The organism is Streptomyces sp. NPDC093568 (assembly GCF_044764945.1).
Taxonomy (GTDB): domain Bacteria; phylum Actinomycetota; class Actinomycetes; order Streptomycetales; family Streptomycetaceae; genus Streptomyces.
This window is the reverse complement of record NZ_JBIWJD010000001.1, coordinates 565,338-584,939: the sequence shown is the minus strand read 5'-3', so window position 1 is coordinate 584,939 and position 19,602 is coordinate 565,338. Positions and strand designations below refer to the sequence as shown.

Annotated in this window: 13 protein-coding genes and 1 pseudogene; 12 read left to right on the top strand and 2 right to left on the bottom strand. The window is 68.3% G+C overall.

What is annotated here, in order from left to right; all coding sequences use genetic code 11:
* The first annotated feature begins 48 nt into the window (after positions 1 to 48).
* The 3 genes from ACIRD7_RS02415 (at position 49) to ACIRD7_RS02405 (ending at position 4,666) form a co-directional block, all read left to right on the top strand.
* A complete protein-coding gene (locus ACIRD7_RS02415) occupies positions 49 to 2,859 on the top strand; it encodes an AAA family ATPase (RefSeq protein WP_403448656.1) in 2,811 nt (936 codons plus the stop codon).
* Positions 2,860 to 3,080: 221 nt separating this feature from the next.
* Entirely contained in the window at positions 3,081 to 3,869 is a 789-nt protein-coding gene (locus ACIRD7_RS02410) for a S1 family peptidase (RefSeq protein ID WP_403448654.1), read from the top strand.
* Positions 3,870 to 4,018: 149 nt separating this feature from the next.
* On the top strand, positions 4,019 to 4,666 hold the full coding sequence (locus ACIRD7_RS02405) for a LysE family translocator (RefSeq protein ID WP_403448651.1): 648 nt from the start codon (positions 4,019 to 4,021) through the stop codon (positions 4,664 to 4,666).
* Positions 4,667 to 4,680: 14 nt separating this feature from the next.
* On the opposite strand, the gene ACIRD7_RS02400 is transcribed toward ACIRD7_RS02405, so the two are convergent.
* The gene (locus tag ACIRD7_RS02400; protein ID WP_403451616.1) at positions 4,681 to 5,775 is read right to left on the bottom strand and encodes a winged helix DNA-binding domain-containing protein; all 1,095 of its coding nucleotides are present in this window, start codon (positions 5,773 to 5,775) and stop codon (positions 4,681 to 4,683) included.
* 278 nt (positions 5,776 to 6,053) lie between these two features.
* Between ACIRD7_RS02400 and ACIRD7_RS02395 the strand changes: the two genes are divergently transcribed.
* The 3 genes from ACIRD7_RS02395 (at position 6,054) to ACIRD7_RS02385 (ending at position 8,632) form a co-directional block, all read left to right on the top strand.
* Positions 6,054 to 7,214 carry a magnesium and cobalt transport protein CorA gene (locus ACIRD7_RS02395; protein WP_403448648.1) on the top strand — a complete coding sequence of 387 codons (1,161 nt, stop codon included), beginning with the start codon at positions 6,054 to 6,056 and terminating at the stop codon, positions 7,212 to 7,214.
* A gap of 351 nt (positions 7,215 to 7,565) precedes the next feature.
* Positions 7,566 to 7,958: a hypothetical protein gene (locus ACIRD7_RS02390; protein WP_403448645.1), complete on the top strand. Its 393-nt coding sequence runs from the start codon at positions 7,566 to 7,568 to the stop codon at positions 7,956 to 7,958.
* A 5-nt stretch (positions 7,959 to 7,963) separates the two neighbouring features.
* Positions 7,964 to 8,632 (top strand): nucleotidyl transferase AbiEii/AbiGii toxin family protein, encoded by a 669-nt coding sequence (locus ACIRD7_RS02385; RefSeq protein WP_403448642.1) that lies wholly within the window; start codon positions 7,964 to 7,966, stop codon positions 8,630 to 8,632.
* Positions 8,633 to 9,609: 977 nt separating this feature from the next.
* On the opposite strand, the gene ACIRD7_RS02380 is transcribed toward ACIRD7_RS02385, so the two are convergent.
* Complete coding sequence (locus ACIRD7_RS02380; protein WP_403448638.1) at positions 9,610 to 10,506, bottom strand: IS982 family transposase; 897 nt, start codon at positions 10,504 to 10,506, stop codon at positions 9,610 to 9,612.
* A 1,037-nt stretch (positions 10,507 to 11,543) separates the two neighbouring features.
* Here ACIRD7_RS02380 and ACIRD7_RS02375 point away from each other — a divergent pair.
* From ACIRD7_RS02375 to ACIRD7_RS02350, 6 genes and pseudogenes are all read left to right on the top strand, one after another.
* The gene (locus ACIRD7_RS02375; protein WP_403448635.1) at positions 11,544 to 13,121 is read left to right on the top strand and encodes a hypothetical protein; all 1,578 of its coding nucleotides are present in this window, start codon (positions 11,544 to 11,546) and stop codon (positions 13,119 to 13,121) included.
* Between the two features lie 22 nt (positions 13,122 to 13,143).
* Positions 13,144 to 14,475, top strand: coding sequence for a hypothetical protein (locus tag ACIRD7_RS02370; protein WP_403448632.1), 1,332 nt, complete (start codon positions 13,144 to 13,146; stop codon positions 14,473 to 14,475).
* A gap of 13 nt (positions 14,476 to 14,488) precedes the next feature.
* The gene (locus tag ACIRD7_RS02365; RefSeq protein ID WP_403448629.1) at positions 14,489 to 15,883 is read left to right on the top strand and encodes a caspase family protein; all 1,395 of its coding nucleotides are present in this window, start codon (positions 14,489 to 14,491) and stop codon (positions 15,881 to 15,883) included.
* 404 nt (positions 15,884 to 16,287) lie between these two features.
* On the top strand, positions 16,288 to 17,700 hold the full coding sequence (locus tag ACIRD7_RS02360; protein WP_403448626.1) for a hypothetical protein: 1,413 nt from the start codon (positions 16,288 to 16,290) through the stop codon (positions 17,698 to 17,700).
* Positions 17,701 to 17,973: 273 nt separating this feature from the next.
* Positions 17,974 to 18,165: pseudogene (locus ACIRD7_RS02355) on the top strand (CorA family divalent cation transporter); the annotation flags it as partial.
* Positions 18,166 to 18,656: 491 nt separating this feature from the next.
* Positions 18,657 to 19,541, top strand: a complete 885-nt coding sequence (locus tag ACIRD7_RS02350) for a LysR substrate-binding domain-containing protein (protein ID WP_403448623.1) — start codon at positions 18,657 to 18,659, stop codon at positions 19,539 to 19,541.
* Positions 19,542 to 19,602: the final 61 nt, after the last annotated feature.

Genomic DNA, 19,602 nt, shown 5'->3' with positions numbered 1-19,602 from the left:
AGAACTCTTGCCTAATATTGGCCCGGACACGACACACGGAGGGGAGCGGTGACCGTGCGACGGGACTTCAAGGAGCCTGCCAGATGCCGCCCCGACCAGGTCATCGGCAGGGAGGAGCTGTTCACCGCCGCGCGTGAGCAGCTCGGGCGGGGCGGCAGCGTGCTGCTTCACGGACCTGCCGGAATTGGGAAGTCGACGGTCCTGCGGGCATTGGCCGAGGAATACGGCGGCGCGGCCCGCACCGTCCTGCGCTGCTCGCCGACCGAGTCAGAATCCCACCTCCCCTTCCTCGCCCTGGCCGACCTCCTGGGACTGGTCCTGGACGAGGTCTCCGAGCGGCTCCCCGCCGCCCAGCGGACCTCCCTGGAGGCGGCGCTCACCGGCCGCGGCGAGTCCACCCTCCAACGCGACGGCCTCGCCCTGCGCCTGGCCGTCCTGTCCACCCTGCGGGCCCTCGCCGACACCGGCCCCGTCCTCGTCGTCGCCGACGACCTCCAGTGGCTGGATCCGGCCAGCGCCGAACTGCTCGGCTTCGCCGCCCGCCGCCTCGGCGACACCCCGGTGCGGATGCTCTTCGCGGTGCGGACCGAGGGCGAGGAGTACGACCGCCATCTACGCGCGTCTCCGCCGGACACCCTCGCCGTGCGCCTCGGCCCGCTCTCCCGCGCCCAGATGTCGGCGCTGCTCGACCACCGCGGCTACACCGGTCTGCCCCGCTCCACCGTCCGGGACATCCACCGCACCAGCGGCGGCAACGCCCTGTTCGCCCTCGAACTGGGCCGCGCCCTCGCCGAGAACCCCACACCGCCGCGCCCGGGCGAGCCCCTGCCGGTGCCCACCTCGCTGCGCGCCCTGGTGCTCAACCGCCTGGAGATGCTGTCGGACCAGGCCCGCCGCACCCTCCTGGTCGCGAGCGCGGGCGCCCGCCCCACGCTGGCCCTGCTGCACGCGGCCGGCCGGGACGACGCCGAGGCCGAGACCGCGCAGGCGGCCGAACTCGGGCTGCTGGCGACCGAGCCCGAGGGCCCCGCCCTGCGGTTCGCGCACCCGATGATCTCCGCCGCGCTGTACGCGGAGGCGCCCGCGCAGGAGCGCCGGGCCGCGCACGCGGCGCTGTCCACGGTCGCCTCCGACCCCATCGAGCGCGCCCGGCACCTGGCCCTCGCGACCACCGGCACCGACCCGGAGGTCGCCGCCCGCCTGGCCGGGGCCGCGACCCTGGCCCGGGACCGGGGAGCGCCCTCGGTGGCGGCGCAGCTCTCCCTGCTCGCCGCCCGGCACACCCCGGCGGACGGCTCGCCCGGCCCGGACGTGCTGCGGCTGACGGCCGTCGAGGACGCGATCACCGCCGGCGAGCTGGATCTCGCCCGGGACATCGCCCGTGAGGTGCTCGCCCGTACGGCCGTGCCCGCCGAGCGGGTACGGGCCTGGATCGCGGTGATCGAGACGGCCGGCCACGCCATGACGGAGGTCGATTCGATCTTCCCGCAGGCCCTGGCCGACGCGGGCGAGGATCCCGAACTGCTGGCGCTGGTCCACTACCAGCTCACCTGGCGTGCCCTGCTCGTGGAGGGCGACTTCGACGAGGCGCGCGAGGAGGCCGGGTACGCGGCGGAGCTGGCCGCGCGGGCCGGCGACCGGTACACCGAACTCCTGGCGCTCGCCCTCAAGGCGCAGATCGAGACCCTGATGGGCCACGCCGACGCGCCCGCGACCATCCGGCGCGCGCTGGAGGAGCCCCAGGACCCACGGGTGGCCTGCCATCACAACGGGGCCGGCTACTCCCGGTTCCGCTGGCTGATCATGAGCGACCAGCTGCCCGAGGCGCGCGCGGCGGTCACCGCGCTGCTGCGCGAGGTGCGCCGGCACGGGTGGGTCGAGAGCGAGGTGCACTTCCTGCGCGGGGTCGCCGAGACCGAGCTGCACTCCGGTCACTGCGGGCGCGCCCTGGACCTGGCCCGCGAGAGCCTGCGCCTCGCCCGCGACACCGGGATCGGCGAGGTGGCGTCCGCCGTGCTGACCTCGCTCGCGGAGGCCGCGGGCGGCGAGGTGGACCGGGCGCTGGCGCTGGCGCGGGAAGCGGTGGAGCACGCCGAGGAGGTCGGCGACCAGATGTACGTCTCCCGTGCCCTGGCCGCGCTCGGCCACGCCCAGTTGGTGGCCGGGGACACGGAAGCGGCGGTGCGTTCGCTGCGCCGGGTGCGCGAGGTGGAGCACGGTCTCGGCATCACCGACCCGGCGCGCGGCCGCTGGCACGGCGACCTCGCCGAGGCCCTGGTGCGCGGCGGCGAGTTCGCGGAGGCGCAGGACGTCATCGACGTCACCCGCGAGCACGCGCTGCGGCTGGACCGCGAGAGCGTGCTGGCCGTGCTGGACCGGGCCGAGGCGCTGGTCCGCGCGGCCCGCGGCGAACAGGAGGCCGCGCTCGCCCAGTTGACGTCGGCGCAGTACCGGCTCGGCAAGCTGGGCTACGGCCTGGAGGAGGCGCGGGCCGCCTTCGCGCTGGCCCAGCTGCGGACCGCGGCCGCGGGCCCCACGTCGTACGACGAGGCGGCCCGGCTGTTCCGCCGCTGCCGGGCGCTGCCCTGGCTGCGCCAGGTCGAGGCGGCGACGGCCACGCGTCCCGCGGAGCCGGCGCCGGCGCCCGTCGCGGTGCCGGACGGCCTGGACGGGCTCGCCTCGATGGAGCGTCAGGTCGCCGCGCTGGTCATGGAGGGCGCGACGAACCGGGAGATCGCCGCGCGGCTGTTCATCAGCGTCAAAACGGTCGAAGCAACCCTTACTCGCGTTTATCGCAAGCTGGGGATCCGATCGCGGGTCGACATCGTCAGACTCGCGGCCGGGCGCCGTACGACGTGAGTTCACCCGTCCTTGTCGGTCGGGGCAGGTTTGACCTGACACGACCGAGGGTTTTCCCTGCCCAACTCCCTTAGGGGGTTCCCTCATTGGGAAGGGCGACTTCAGGGACCTACCTTGTGGATGTGCCGCTCGCCCGGGCACACGGGGGCCGGTCCCGCGTCCCTCGTGCAACCCCCCACACCCGTGCGACCCCCCACCGGCAATCCCCCTTGAGGAGTCTCATGTTCGGGCTCACCCGTGCCAGAAAGACCGCCGCCGTGGCGGCCACCGTCGCCGCCGCCGCGACGGCCCTGCTCAGCGCCCCCACCGCTGAGGCCGCCGACTCGCGCATCGTGGGCGGTTCGACGACCACGACGACCGCGTACCCGTTCGTGATGCAGATCACCGACGCCTCGCAGAACCAGTTCTGCGGCGGCACGCTGGTCTCCGCGACCAAGGTGGTCACCGCGGCCCACTGCATGGTCGGCGAAACCACGTCCAGCGTCCGGGTCGTCGGCGGCCGCACCTACCTCAACGGCACGAACGGCACGGTCAGCCGGGTCAGCGACATCTGGATCCACCCGGACTACCAGGACGCCACCAAGGGCGACGACGTGGCCGTGCTGACCCTGTCCACGTCGATGCCGTACACCACGGCCTCGTACGTCGACTCCTCCGACACGGCCGTGTACGCGGCCGGCACCACCGCCCGCATCCTCGGCTGGGGCACCACCTCCTCGAACGGCAGCTCGTCCAACCAGCTGCGCACGGCGACCGTCCCGACGGTCTCCGACTCCAGTTGTGCGGGCTCCTACGGTTCGGACTTCATCGCGTCCGACATGGTCTGCGCCGGATACACCTCCGGCGGCGTCGACACCTGCCAGGGCGACAGCGGCGGTCCCCTGCTCATCGGGGGCGTCCTGGCAGGGATCACTTCCTGGGGCGAGGGATGCGCCCAGGCCGGTTACCCGGGTGTCTACACCCGGCTGACCACGTTCTCGGACGAGGTGACCGAACAGGTCGAGTCCTGACCGGGAACGGCGTCCAGAAGGTCTCCCGAGCCCGCCTCGGGTGAGAGACCAGGGGGCGTTGCGGGCCTCCACGAGCGGCCCGCAACGCCCCCTATCCATGTCCTTCCGCCCCGGGGTTGAATGGCCGGAATCGTACGGAGGTGATGGACATGGTGTCCGCCGACCGGCTGCTGGCCTTCGCGGCCATGTCGCTCCTGGTGGTGCTCATCCCGGGGCCCAGCGTGCTGTTCGTCATCGGACGGGCGCTGGCACACGGCCGGCGCACCGCGGTGGCGACGGCCATCGGCAACGTCTTCGGCTCGTACGCGCTGGTGATCGCGGTCGCGGTAGGCATCGGCTCACTGGTGGAGCGCTCCGCCGCGATCTACCTCGCGGTGAAGCTGGCGGGCGCGGCCTACCTCGTGTTCCTGGGCGTGCAGGCCTTCCGGCACCGCCGGGAACTGCGGGTGTCGGCGACCGAACCCGCCGCGGCGCGGCCGGCCCGCGGTGATCTGCGCACGGTCCTCGACGGCGCCCTGGTCGGCGTCACCAATCCCAAGGGCGTGGTGTTCTTCGCCGCCGTACTCCCCCAGTTCGTCGACCAGTCGGCGGGCCGGGTCCCGCTCCAGATGCTGGTGCTGGGCCTGATCCCGATCATGATCGGGCTGGTCACGGACACCCTGTGGGGCCTGACCGCGTCCGCCACCCGCACCTGGTTCGCCCGCTCGGACCGCCGGCTGTCGCTGATCGGCGGGGCCGGCGGATTCACCATGATCGGGCTCGGGGTGACGGTGGCGGTGACGGGCCGCGCGGACTGAGGCGGCACGCGCGGCTACGGAATGACCGTCCCGAACCGGATGTCGTACGGCGTCTCCGGGTGCATGACCTGAAGCATCCGCTCCGCCTCCTCGGCCAGCTCCCCGCGCTGGGCCTTGGTGAGGCCGGTGAACTCCTCGATGACGAGCGCGTCGTCGATGATCCGCCACACGCCCGCGAGGAAGCCGTCGACGAGGAACGGGCAGAAGACCGTGTTCACCTGCCATGTACGGCCGCGGTTCGCGGGCGGCACGACACGGGTGCGGTCGGCGTGGGAAAGGAGCAGGTTGTCGAACTCGGGCAGGAAGCGGGGCGGCGCCGGGGTGTCCGGGTCGGGGCGCGGGGCGTCGGGGAGGTCGAAGAGTTCGACGCCGTTCTCGTCGCGGAAGGTGAGCAGCCGGGGCCGGAGCCGTTCGAAGGCGTCACGCATCCGGGTCAGTCCGGACCAGGTCTGCATGTCCTTCACGGAGGCCGGTCCGAAGGCGCCGAGATAGCGCAGCACCGTGGCGTCCGGCGAGGCGGCCGGCTCGGCGGGGCGGTCCAGCCAGTGCTCGGCGGTGGTGAGCGTGACCTGGGCACTGCGGCCCCACAGGCCGCGCGGGGTGACCTGGACGAGGGGCAGTTTGCAGCGGGCGGCGACGGCCAGGGACTGCGGGTCGGCGTCCGGCCAGTGGGCGCCGAGGGCCTCGCGCAGCTGCTTCATGGTGCGGGGCTCGTCCTCGACGAGGTCGCGGGCGATGGCGGCCAGCCGGTCGAGGTCGACGCCGACGAGGCCCTTGCGGAAGTAGTTGATCTCGCGGTCCCGGGCCGGCTGGACCAGCGGGCGCAGGGTGAGGCTGTCGTCGGCGGTGTGCAGATGGATCGTCGAGCGCAGGGTGACGATCCGCACGGCCGAGCGGTCCGCGAGCGGCCCGGACAGCGCCTCGGGCGTGAAGCCCTCCAGACGGGCGGCGAGCGCGTAGTACGGCGGTTTGACCTCCTGCGCCTGGAGCCCGGCCAGATGCTCCACGGCCGCGAGGGCGGACATCGGCGAGCGGCGCAGGAGAAGCTGCCGGTCGAGGGTGGCGCGGTTGAGGGCGCGGGTGCTGAGGACTGGGCCCGTGCTGGTCATCGCCTTCGCCGCCTTGGTCCGCTTGGTGGTCGCCGTCCTGCCGGTGCCGGCCGCGGTGGCCGCCGGCGCTGTGCTCCGCCCGCTCGTCGTGGGCTCGCTCATCGTGGGCTCGCTCATCGTCCGCTTGGTCATGCTCCGCACGCTAGTGGGGGTTGCGGACAGCTTTGGTCCGCATCTCTCACCGGATCCGGAACCGGTCCACCCCTCCCCAGGCCATTCGCCCCGTATATCCTGCTCCGTGATCACGCTCTCGTCGTCCCGACCGGGAGGCAGCCGCGATGTCCGAGCGACGCGCCCGCCCCGCCTCGAAAAACCCCATGAAGTCCGCCTGGCGCCGAGCCCTCACGCCGGCGCAGCCCCCCGAGCCGCCGGCCCCGGCGCCACGGGTGCCCGACGCGGCGGTGGAGCAGCCGGAGGTGGCGAGTGTCGTGCAGGCGGCGCTCTACCGGGACGGGGTGCGCGTGTCCAGCCCCGCCACGCTCGCCGAGACATACCGTGAGCTGCGCGACCAGCCGTCCGGCATGGCCTGGATCGGACTGGCCCGCCCCACCGAGGCGGAGCTGCTCTCCCTGGCCGCGGAGTTCGACCTGCACCCCCTCGCGGTCGAGGACGCGATGGAGGCACACCAGCGGCCCAAGCTGGAGCGCTACGGCGACACGCTGTTCGTGGTGCTGCGCGCCGCCCGCTATCTGGACGCGCCCGAGGAGGTCGACTTCGGCGAACTCCATGTGTTCGTCGGACCGGACTTCGTGATCACGGTCCGCCATGGTGCGGCCCCGGACCTGTCGGCGGTGCGCCGGCGCATGGAGGAGACGCCGGAGCTGCTCAAACTGGGCCCGGAGGCGGTGCTCTACGCGATCCTGGACGCGGTGGTCGACGGCTACGAGCCGGTCGTCGCCGGCGTCCAGATCGACATCGACGAGATCGAGACCGAGGTCTTCCGCGGCGATCCCGAGGTGTCCCGCCGTATCTACGAACTCTCCCGCGAAATGGTCGAGTTCCAGCGCGCGACCCGCCCGCTCGTCGGCATGCTGCACGGCCTGATGGCGGGCTTCTCCAAGTACGGCACGGACGAGGAGCTCCAGCGCTATCTGCGCGACGTGGCCGACCACGTGACCCACACCAGCGAACGCGTCGACGGCTTCCGCCAGGCCCTCACCGAGATCCTCACCGTCAACGCGACGCTGGTCACGCAGCAGCAGAACGCGGAGATGCGGGCGCTGGCGGAAGCGGGGTTCGAGCAGAACGAGGAGATCAAGAAGATCTCGTCGTGGGCGGCGATTCTGTTTGCTCCCACGCTCGTTGGAACTATCTACGGCATGAACTTCGAACACATGCCTGAGTTGAGCTGGAGCTTCGGATACCCCTTTGCGATCGGCCTGATGGGGGTGGTTTGCGTCAGTTTGTACGTGATTTTCAAGCGACGGGACTGGCTCTGAGTCCCTCTTGTCGAGCTCAGCTCTTGTGCGGCCTTTGCTCCCGCACCGGTCACGGATCGGGCCGGAATCGGCTCTGGGGTGTCTCTGGGGAGAAGTGATGCAGGTGATCTCCTCTACCTGCCGCCGTTACGCCTCTGACCAGTACTTTTGCCCTCCTGAAGCCCTTGGGGAGAATCCGGGGAGAATCAGCCGCCGGCACGGGCTCTGCCAGCGACTCCATCCCTATCCCGTTCCCCGCCAATCCTGTCGCCGAGCGCCGTTGCCCCCATCTGCAACGGACACAGACAGTGACATTGACTCCTTGGTTGAAGCCACAAGCCCCCGACCCTGTGCGGCAGCCATAATGGAGGCATGGCCTCCCACCCGCAGCACACCGGACCCGGGCCGAGGAACCTCTCGGGCGCAGACGCCGAGGACCTCGCGCTGTACCGGGAGAAGTTCCGGCGCCGTCTACCGGAGTCGCTGGACGAGCTGCACGGACCGACCCACGGTGTCGTGGAGCTGCCGCTGCACCTGGCATGGTCCGGGATGACCTCTTACGACCTGGGCAAACCTCGCCAGCGCATGGGCCTGTACCGCACCGTCCTGCACGAAGGCCTGCACGACGATCTCCCCCGCTACCTCAACCGGGATCTACTCCTCGAGCTGTGGCCCGTACTGCGCACCCTCGTCGGCCGCACCGTGCGCACCGTGTGGGAGGACGCCTTCCCCGAGCTCGCCTCCCGCATCCGGGCAGCCGCGTGACGGACATGCCGGAGCTGCACACGCGGCTCCTGGCGGATGTGATCGCCCTCGGCTCGCCGTATCCCCTGGTCCTCACCGGCGGGTACGCCGTGCGGGCGCACCGCCTCGTGAACCGCCCCAGCCAGGACCTCGATGTCGCCACCGAGAACCCGGCGCCCATGGCCGACATCGCAGCCGCGCTCCGCAGCGGCCTGACAGCCCGGGGCTGGAAGGTACAGGCTCTGGAGACTGCCCCGCTGTCCGCTCGCTTCACCGTGACGGACCCCGCTACCGGGCAGGAGTGCGAAGTCGACATCCTCAAGGAGATCTTCTGGCGGCCGGTCACCCAAAGCCCGTACGGCCCCGTCCTCGCCGAGGAGGACGTGATCGGGACCAAGGTTCGTGCCCTCGCCGATCGCGGGGCGCCCCGCGATCTGATCGACGTGTTCGCCGCGTCCCGCCGCTGGACGAATGCCGAGCTGGAGGAGTTCGGCCGACGCCACGCCCGCGGCCGCTTCGAGCGCGAGGACCTCCAGGCGAACCTGACCGGCGCCGAGTGGACCGACGACGAAGCCTTCGCCGCCTACGGCCTCGACGAGGCCACCATCACCACTCTGCGCGCCTGGGCCGTGGAGTGGGCCGACGACCTCGCGAGCCGCCTCCTCGAAGAGTCCGGTGACCCCGACATCGACTGATCACACCCAGGCGAGAGCATCTGCCAGGCCGTGAGTGTGCGAGCAACAGCAGTGACAAGCCGGCTCTGAGCAGTCGCCATCAGACGTGCTGCTGTGAGGCAGTGCTGCTCTCACCCGCCCAGAATCGAACCTGCGCCACGCCGTCAGTGCAGGGGCGTCATCTCAACTCCGGACGAGCCCGGGCAGGCAGACGGCCGAAGGCAACCTCGCGGAGTGCGTCGCAGTCGGCTCGCGGGAGTTGGCGCACTCGCGACCCGCGCCACGGGCGGATCGACCTGCCGTTAGGCGCCGCATTTCGCGGAGAACTGCCGAGGCCGCTGCAGAGCAGTCGATCTCGTCGAGGCATCCCCAACAGGGACCACCTGCGCCTCGCAGCCAGTCAAAGATGTCGCGTCACCGCATTGGCCGTCTGCGCATTGGGCGGTGCAGGCAGGCCATTGGAACTCTTGGCTTCGGCGGGTGGCTGGACAGGTCGAGTCGCTGACGAGAGCGAATCTGGGCATCATCTCAGGCCCCCCGCAATAAAGTTCAGGCGATCGGCGCGTTCAAAGGTGGTCCGCTGTCGACCCGACTCGCCCTGGAGCGTGGAGTGAGCCAGCCGGTGCGCGCGGTGCGGCGCGCCGTGTGGAGAACCTGGGGAGTATCGGCGACCCGGGGCTAGCGCAGCATGCCCCTGAAAGGGCGGCCCGGTCCGGCCGGGCAGCTGCGCCGACATCACCCAGGCCCGACAGCTCGGACTGGCCCAGCTCCTGTCCGATGGCCCGTTCCTGGAGATCCTGGCGGACGCCGGCTATGGGGCATGGGCGCGCAGTCCGGCGGACGCGTGGTCATACCACCACACCGCAAGTTCAAGAAGAACACTCCGCCTGGTACGAGGAGCGGCACGAACAGCAACGCAAGGCCCACTCTTCAGGGCGCATCCGCCGTCGACACGGCATTGCGCACTTGAAGAACTAGACGAGTAGTTCCGATGTGGCTCAGTGGTCGTAAGCGATCAGTGACCTGGTGATGGGTGCGCCGATGGTCCGGTTGTGCCAGATCGCGCAGGTCATCGCCAGGATCCGCTGAGCCACGCGGACGCCGACGCCTTCGATGGTCCGGCCGCCGTGCTGCTCCAGGTCGAGCTGGCCTTTGAGGGTGTCGTTGACCGACTCGATCAGCTGACGGACCGTCTTGAGCAGGGGCTCCACCGGGTGTGGGATGCCGCGGTTACGGTAGGGGGGCCGCAGCAGACTGATGCCGCGAGCGGCGAGGAAGCGGTCGAGTTCGGCGGCGATGTAGCCCTTGTCCGCCAGGATCAGCAGGCCCGGCCGGGCGGCGGCCAGATGTGGTTCGTTGTCGATCAGGTCGGCCAGCACCTGCCGGTCGTCGATCTTGGGGTCGGCCAGGGCCCAGGTGACGGGGAGTCCGGCTGGGGTGCACACCAGGTGCAGTTTCAGGCCCCAGTAGAAGCGTGAGTGGGAGCGGCAATAGCCGTAGTGCGCCCAGCCGGCCAGGTCGGAGCGTTTGACGGTCTCACACGAGCGGGCGCACTCGACGGGTGTCGAGTCCACGATCCACACGTTGTCCAGCCACAGGTCACAGTCGGTGGCGAGGGAACGGATGGCCCGTTTGACCAGGCCCAGTGCGGCTCTCAGGCGCTTGTTGTAGGCCGGGCGCTGGGGCAGGTAGGGGAACAGGCCGTGCAGGTGGGCGTGGGCGAAGCGCAGCCAGCGGGCCTCGCAGTGGAAGTCCAGCACCGCTTGGGCCACGGCCAGGGTGACCAGCTCCGCGTCGGTCAGCCGGGGCGGCCGGCCACGCCACCGCGGGGTCTTCAGATGGTCATCGACGTGCACGTACAGTGCGGTCAAGAGGGTGTCTAACTCGGTCGTCACAACCCGATGTTGGACACCCTCCCTGCGTCCGTGAACCCCGCAATCGGAACTACTCGTCTAGCGCTCCTGCCCGCCATCTTGGCCGTCGCGAGCACATGAGCGACATCGTCCAAGCCGTCGCCGGACTGCTCTCACACCAGCAGACCGCCACCCTCGCCCGAAGCCTTCCAGCGTGAACACCGTCAGCATCGCAAACCTCACGTGCAGCGACCAACCATGCACGAGGTCGTAGCTGACGAAGACAGAGGGCCGCTTGATGGGGTGCTGCGAATGCATCAAGGGTACGGGTGAGTACGCGCACTGCACGGCGCATTACACACACACCCCGGCTGTTTGTCGCATTGAGGGTGAATTGCAGTGAAGCATAGAGTTCAGTGAGGCCCTTGGGGTACGCGTCGCAAATTTAAGCAATTGGTCGCATGTCCAGGACCTCATCTCATGAATATCGTCCCATGCGAATGGTCCTCACCCGGCCTGCACGGAAGGGGCTGAATGGCACCCAAGCTATGCGATCACCGGATCCGCGACGGCGGGATGGAAGATTATCGATTCAACCAGGGTCATATCTGATTCTGGCCGTGCGGCATGGTGCGCGCGCCCTGTGACAGTGTGGCGATCCTAATAAGGAGGCCATAGGGCGGGCATGCGGGGCCGCTGGTCCGACCATAGAGGGCACTGTAGAACTTCGGGCGGGCTTCGGCCACAAGGGCCCGCGAGTAGGTCAAGAACATCTAACTCTTGCGGCGTTCATCAAGAGCGGAAGTGATCTCGGTCTGTGTGTCCATGACGTCAGGGATGACGACGCATTCGCGCTTGTCGCGGCTCTGGCCGCCCTTCATTCTCACCGAAGCAGAGAACTACAGGATCAACACGTCGATTACCGCCATGGCAGTTGGGGCTGACGTGACTGCAGCGATTTTCGGGCATATGGAGGTTAGGGACCCCATGGGGATATCCCAGAAACGTGCACCTCGTGTTCGCACGCAGACTGGGCCGGTTGACGCACAGGATCGCTGGATCAAGGAGGGCACACGGGTATGAAACTGGACGAGTTGATGGGCATCGTCATCGACGATCTCTACGCAGGATTAGCCGGCGGTGACGCCGAACTCTCGATCCCGCAGGACACACTGATCAACTGGATGATGCCGGCGATGGTCCTGCACGAGTCCGAATTCGACTTCGCCGTCGCGGGCCCGTTCGCCGGGCCGTCGCCCTTGACTCTCCCCTTCTTCAAGAGCCTGGTCGAAACCATCAAGGGAGACCAACCCGGAATGGATCAGGCGCAGGCGGTCGCCGAAGCCAAGGCCATGTACCAGAGCCACCTTCTCGGTACGTGGGAGAACTGGTCCCGCATGGTCGACTTCATTCCGCTGGACAGTCCGGGCGGCGGCTCCCGGTGGGAACGCAAGCGCGATTCCAGTTCGAAGTACAAGCACACTCAGGTCGTCTACGCGCAGGCGGGACGGACGCTGTCGCAGACTTACGCGGACACGCTGAACAACTGCGAGGTCGCCGACGACCCGATCACCGAGAACGAGCAGGAGATCATCGAACGGATGCGGGCACTGCTGCAGGAGGAGGTCGAGGTCGAGAACTTCCTCACCGGCGAGAAGACCAAGGAGATCCGTCCCTCCAAGGCGACCCTTGCGTACGAGGAGTACAGGGCGAAGTACGAGAACGCCGTGATCGACTACGCCGCCCGGCTGGCACGTTCGCAGACCGGCAGCGCCGCCGACAGGATCGAGTGGAACCGCAGCGGCGGCATCTACCGGGCACGGGCGAAGCAGGCCTTGCAGGACTGGGTGGGTCGAGGACACAAGTACGACATCGAGACGGCACAGGCGACCATCGACCACATTCTCGGCACGTCGATGCTGCTCTGGTGGAACCGGCTGAAGAGCGACGTCGTCGAGATCGACAACACCGTCAACGGGTCGTTCGGCTATCCGTTCTTCCCCGCGACGGTCGTGCCCGGGAGCTTCGCCCGCAACCCGAACTGGGCGGTCTACGAGGAGCAGCACGTCGAATCGCGCACCAAGTCGAGTACCACCACCCGGCAGGGCAGCGCCACGGTCGGTTTCTCTCTCGGCCTCTTCAACGTTGGCGCGGCCGGCGGCGGCGGGCGCGAGGACTTCGAACTCGACATGACCGGTAGGTCCTTCGGCATCAAGTTCGACTACACCCAGGTGCAGATCGTACGGCCAGCCTTCAACGCGAACTGGTTCTGGGCACGTGGCTGGCGGCCCAAGCCTGGCTTCGAACTGCTCGGCTATCCGCCGCTGCACTCCGACGGCGCGGAGCACCCGAAGGGTGCGATGATCGCCTACCCGACCGCGGCTCTGTTCGTCCGGGACTTGACCATCTACAGCCGCGAGGTCGCCGCGCATGTCAAGCAGCACACCGACCACATCGACGCCGGCGGGTTCGTCGGCATCGGCCCGTTCTGCATCGGCGGCAAGTACGGGCAGACGCGCAACTCGAACGAGCGGTCGTTCACATTCGACGGTTCCTCGGTGACGATGAAGGGCATCCAGTTGATGGCATTCATCAGCACCAAGATCCCGAAGGCCGCCGACCCGTCCCCGGACATCGAGAAGTGGGTCGGCGAGTGACGTGGAGCCGCTCGGTGTGCACGTGGCCCTCACAGCGTGGATGGACCAGCGCCGGGCGTACGACGGCTTCGCCGTGGTCCCGGCCGCGCCGGTGCAGTTCACGCCGACCGCGATCCTGCCGCTCTCCACTACCTTGGACGCCGGCCGTGAGGCGGAACTCGTGCGGATGGCGAACCTGGTTCCCCGCAAAGGGAGGCCGGCCGAACCGTTCGGGCCGGCTGCGCCGCTGTGGGAGCAGATGGCGGCGGTGCTCGACCGGATGGACTTCGCCCGCCGGGCACTGACCGACTCGGAAGCCGCCGAACTAGACGCCGCTCGCCAGGTCCTGTACGTCACCGACAAGGACGGGATCCACACTTCCGCGCAGTACAACGCCTACCTGGAGATGAGCGCGGTGGTTCAGTCCTTGCAGGACGCCGGAGCTTCCGTGGAGGTGCAGCAGGCCGCGCTCAGCGACTGGTTGGTGCTCGGCTACAAGAACGAGGTGGAGCAGGCGCTCGTCGACCTGACCCGGCTCGCCTCGCGGTCCTCGGTCGTCGAGGCCGCGTCGTGCCGGGCACAACTCCACGAGACCGCGCTGCTCAGCGCCGGGGACATCAGCTACGCGCCCACGTCCTTCTATCCGTTGTCCGCGGCCAACTGCGCCACCTGGACCATCGCCGAGGCCACGTTCGCCGAACTCGCCGATTGTGCGGCGAAAGCCTTCCCTGGGACGCCGGTCATGGCCCCCTCGGCCAGCGCCGCCAAGTGCCGCTTCGCCTACGCCATGATCGAGACCCTGCGGCCGTGGCCGTTCGCCCAGTTGCTCAAGCGCGACGACTGGCGGCTGCCCGACGGAGAGCTCGTCTCCGGCGGCGATGGGATCAACGGCTCGATACCCGCGTACGTCCAAACGATCTATGCCGCAAGCGTCATCGGCCTGGCAAGCACGCCGCCACCGCGACCCCGCTGGCGGCTGGGGCCGTTCACGCCCGCCAAACCGCCGGTACGCGGCATCCCGCACCGCGTGCTCCCGCCGCCCTGGACCACCGTGCAGGGTGGGGGCAACGCCGGCGGGGTGGTCCCCGGGCGTACCGCCCAGCTCGTACTGCCCAGGACCGCGGCCTTGGGCGGCATCACCATGCGGTACCGGGACCCGGCCCTTGTCCAACGGTTCCAGATACCCCTGGACCGCTCGGAATGGCTGGCCCGGCTCGCCATCGCCCGCTCGGTCGGCGAAGGCGCACCCGCACCCGACCCGGAACCTGCCGAATCCAGCGTGGCTGACCTCGCCGCAGGGGCCCGCGTGGTCGGTTTCGGCTGCGTCACCGTGCCGGTCTCGCCCCGGCCCAACGATCAGTATCAATGGCAATGAAAGGTGGAGGACCGTGTTGACTGCAAGGCGATTCACGAGTTGTACGACCGCAAGCACCCGTGAGCGGCTCGAGACGGCGATGTCGAACGTCCGGCCCATCGGCGTGCGCGAGACGCACCGCAGTGCAGTCCGCGCCATCCAGAGCGCGCTGGCCGACCTCAGCGACGCATACCTGCTGCAGGCCCAGGTGGACGGCATGTTCGGCCCCCGGACCACGAGCGCCGTCGAGATCTTCCAGCGCGACTACGGACTGTACGCCGATGGTTTCGTCGGCAAGCAGACGATGACCCAGCTCGACACGATCTTCTCCGGTGGTGTCGTGCGGACGCCGTCCGGGATGAGCCTGCACGTCGGGGTGAACAAACTGGACCCGGCCCACTACGGCGGCGAAGTTGCTGTGCTGGCGTCTTGCGTCAACGACGCCAAGGCCATGCAGCGGATGGCCGAGAACCTCGGCTACAGCGGGTCGGTGCTTGCCGATGAGGACGCGACCGTGGCCAACGTTACTGCGGTGATCCGCGCGGCCACGGAGGCGTTGTTCGCCGGTGACGCGTTCTTGTTGTCGTTCTCGGGCCACGGCAGCCAGATCCCGAACAGCGGCGCCGACGACGAGCCCGACGGCATGGACGAGACTCTCTGCCTGTATGACCGAATGCTCGTCGACGACGAACTGCACTTGCTGCTGAGCGAGTTCCGCGTCGGCGTGCGGGTTTTCCTGGTCTTCGACAGCTGCCACAGCGCCACCGCAGCCAAGGCGAAGGATCAGATCACCGTTGGTCGCAAGGCGATCAAGGACGTGCTGGTCAAGGATTTCGACAGTTCCTTCAAGCAGTTGGAAGTCGCGCTCGCCACGGTGCCGGTCACCCGGCAAGAGGTCGGCAGCGACGAGGTGCCCGCGGCCCGCAGTTCCGAGCCGCTCACCGACGAACAGCTCAGCAAGGTATTCGCCGACGAGCTCGACCCGGATGAGTTGCGGCCGACCGAGCCGGCGGAGCTCAGCATCCAGTCCAAGGACATCATCCAGTTGTTCGCCGACCTCGAAGCAGACGCCGCCCAGGCGCCGGGCAAGCTGTTGCAGCGCTGGGAGACGCCGTACAAGGGCGCCAACCGTGCCGTGTACGACAGCGTGCGCAACCTCGTTGGCCCGAAGGAGATGACGGTCGTCGAGGCGAAGGTGGCCAGCTTCGCGGCCTGCCTCGACGCGCAGACGGCCCTCGCCGGCAGCGTTCTCAGCGAGTTCACCTCGCACCTGGTCACGGTGTGGGGGGACGGCAACTATGCGGGTGACGGCGAACAGCTCATCGCCCGGCTCAAACAACTCGGAAGCCAGAACGGCGCGATCCCCACCCTGATGACGTACGGTGCCGGCGGTTCTGCCCTCACTTACGAACGCCCGTTCGTGATCTGAGCCAACCATGTGTCTCGCGTCGCTTGCGGAGGACAGAAATGTATGGATCACGGGCACGCCGGGCGCCTCACCGGAGACAGTGGCCGGCATGGAGTGGTTGACGGCCTGTTGACCGGCGGCAAGGCGGTCCCACCGGCCACGGTAGGGGAGGCGGACCATACCGCCCGCGCCCTCTACCAGGGGCTTCCTCCGCCTGCCAGGCCAACTGCCAGTCCAATCGAGGGGTTGGAGAAGGCTCAATTGCAAGCTTGGCGACCAAAGTGGCCGAGGCTGGGCGACTTCCGGGAAGCAGGCTGTTGTCGAACCGTACAGATTCCGCCGAGGGCCCAAGGGGCTGGACAGGGCAGCCTGCCACGGCCCACCGGCAGTACGACGCGGCGTCGGCTCTGGGAAGGGGCGGGGACATGACCATCACTTGGCCTTGGGCGATCGTTCTGTGTCGCTTCTCCGATGTCCCCGCAGTGCCGCAACCACGCGAGTACTACGTTGATCTCTACACGGTGGGCGGGGCAGGCGGCGTCGCCGACTACTGGAGGGCAGTCACCAGCAACAACATCGACATCACTGGCTCCCAGGTCTTCGGGTGGTTCACCATGACACATCCTGCCTCAGATGTGTCGCGGCTGGTCTTCCCGCACGAGCGATACAAGCTGGTGCAGTGGGGAAGGGACGCCGCCGCGGCGAACGGTGTCGATCTCGCACCGTTCCAACAGGTCCTGGTCGTCCACAACTTCGGAGTCGATCACGGAGCAGCCGGCAACGGCATCGTCATCGGCCATTCAGACCCTCACCTCTGCGAGTTCGGCTTCATCTGCCATGAGATGGGCCACGGATTCGGACTGCCTCACTCCTTCGCGGCGAATCCCGACTGGGAGTACGGGGACGGCTGGGACCTCATGAGCTTCGCCACAACCACGTTCCAGTTCCCGATCACATTCAAGGGAACAGCTGGCGCAGCCACCGTAGGGCTCAATGCCCGCAATCTGCGAGCTCTCGGAGCCGTTCCTCCCGGCCGGATCTGGCAACAGTCCACACGCGACTTCAGCGCCGAGGTCACCCTTGATCCTCTGAACCAGCCTCCTGTCGGAAACCACGGCTACCTAGTCGCCGAAGTAGCGCTCGGCGGCGTCGCACACACCATCGAGTTCCGCAGGAAGGCTGGCTGGGACCGGGCCATCCCGGAAGACGCGGTATCCGTGCGGGAGATCCGGACCGACGGTCGTAGCTACCTGTACCCGTCCGCTGGGGCACGTTTCACCGCGGGGGAGCAGTGCGTCATTCCTGACCGCAAGGTCTGCCTCCATGTTGCCGCAGTGACCAGCGAAGCGGCCACCGTACGGGTCTGGGACCTGCCCGAAGGCTCGCTCAGGAAAGAGGATTCCAAACCGAAGGTCTATCTGATCGAAGGCAGTAGGAAACGCTGGGTGACCTCTCCGGCCGTTCTCTTCGCACTCGGCCGGACCTGGGCAGATGTCCGCTCCGTCCCGGACGGAGCACTGGCCCAGGTGCCCGACGGGCCGGACGTGAACTTCCAGGCGGTGACGGTGAGCCCGCATCCGATTCCGCTGAACCGACGCACGTCGGTGACGGTGAGTACCGCCGACCTGTCCACCGGAACCTCCTTGCAGGGCGATGTCTTGATCGACGGTAGTCGCGCAGGCACGACCGGAGTCGCATTCGACCACACGTTCAGAGCCAAGCGCATACGCATCCCAGGAACCAAGCCGCCTGAATGGGAGAGGGTTTTCCCACGAGGCAGCGTCCGGGTCCCGGGCTACCCGGACGCTGATATCGACTTCGGCTTCCCCGACTCGTAAGCCCACGGAAGTACAAATCAGGTTTCTTCACGGTTCAGTTCGATGGCTCGGTGCAGCAGTACCCGCGCGGCCGTTGAGCCAGCCTCCCCTCCCCACTAGCCTCACAGCGCGCGCCATCTCTGGGGAGAATCTGGGGAGTACGAATAGCTCTGGGGAGCACGTGGGGAGAATCGACTGCGTTACCGGACAGGACGCTGAAAGATCCAGAAAGACGGATCAGCCCAGGTCAGCGAGAGTTTCGACAGCATCACCGCAGGTCAGGACCTTCCGGTAGACGACTTCAAGAAGATCTCGAGCTGGGCGGCGATTCTGTTCGCTCCGACGCTCGTTGGAACCATTTACGGCATGAACTTCTCCCATATGCCCGAGCTGCACTGGGGCCTCGGATACCCCTTCGCGATCGGCTTGATGGGTGTGATTTGCGTGAGTTTGTACCTTATTTTCAAGCGTCGGGGCTGGCTGTAGGGCGGCAATGCCGCCCCAGCAGCACGCACTGTTTGCCCTTGCACCGTCCGAAGAAGGAGCCGTGACGGCCTCTGGGGAGGGAGAATCTGGGGAAATGTCGATGACGGTGCCGGAGGCCGGCCGCTCATCGACCTCCGTGACGAACGTGATGCGCCGTCCGGAAGCCGCCTCGTTCACCCGCCTGAGCTGGTCGACACGCTGGAGCAACTCGACGTCGCCCAGTGAGTGGTGTGCATCGTGAATTCGGAGGTCACGGGTGTGGTGTGTGTGACGACTCGGGTACCGCTCGTCGGCCAGCGCAGCCGGATTCTCCGGCAGATGTCTCGCCTGCCACAATCTCGGCAGATTTGCCGTTGCCGCCGATCATCGCCGACACGTGACGATTACGGCCAATGCATCGGTGGTCCGTGCTTCGTCCAGGCGGTCCTTCACGCAACCATGGTCGCGGCCAATCGAGTTGTCGGATGATTCCCTGAGGGCGGAGGGCGCGTATGGACGTTCGACAGCTGGAGTACTTCCTGGCGATTGTCGACCGCGGTGGATTCAACCGTGCGGCCTCGGCCCTGTACGTGTCGCAGCCGTCGCTGTCGCAGGCGGTGCGGGCACTGGAGCGTGATCTCGGTTCCGAGCTTTTCCATCGCATCGGACGCAGGGCGGTGCTGACGGAGGCCGGAAGAGCCCTGATCGAACCTGCCCGGGAGGCGGTACGGAGTCTGCAGACGGCGCGGGCGAGCGTCGCGGCGGTGCACGAGCTACGTGAGGGACGCCTGGACGTGGCATCCGTGCCGTCGCAGGCGGTGGAACCGCTGACGAGTCTGGTGAGTACCTTCTGCCACCGGTACCCCGGCGTCTCCGTGGCCATCAAAGCGGCGTTCACCGCACGTGATGTCATCAACATGGTGCGCACGGGTGCCGTGGAACTGGGGCTCTTGGCGTCCACCGGGCCGTTCTCCGACAAGGAGGTCGTCGCCTACGCGCTGGAGCGGCAGCGCTTCGTGCTGATGGTGCCGGCCGACGGCCCGTTCGCTGGTCGGACCGCGGTGGAATGCCACGAGCTTGCCGGACAGCGGCTGATCGTCGGACAGCCGGGTACCGGGATGCGTGCCTACGTCGACGCGCTGCGGGAACAGGGCATCGAGTTCACCATCGCCGCCGAGACGGAGCACCGGGTGTCGCTCATGCCGCTGGTGTTGGCCGGAGTGGGGCTCGCGGTGATCATGGATTCCTGGCGGGACCTCGCCCGGCGGCTGGGCGCCCGCGTTCTGGACATCAAGCCGGAGACCAGCTTGGACATCGCTCTCGTCAGCCGCCGCGGCAGCCTGTCGCCGGCAGCCGCCGCGTTCCTCACGGCCGCCACCACAGCCACCGGCAGCTGACAGGCACCGCTGGAGCTGATAGGCGTCGCCTATATGGGATATCCGCTTTGCGTCTTGGACG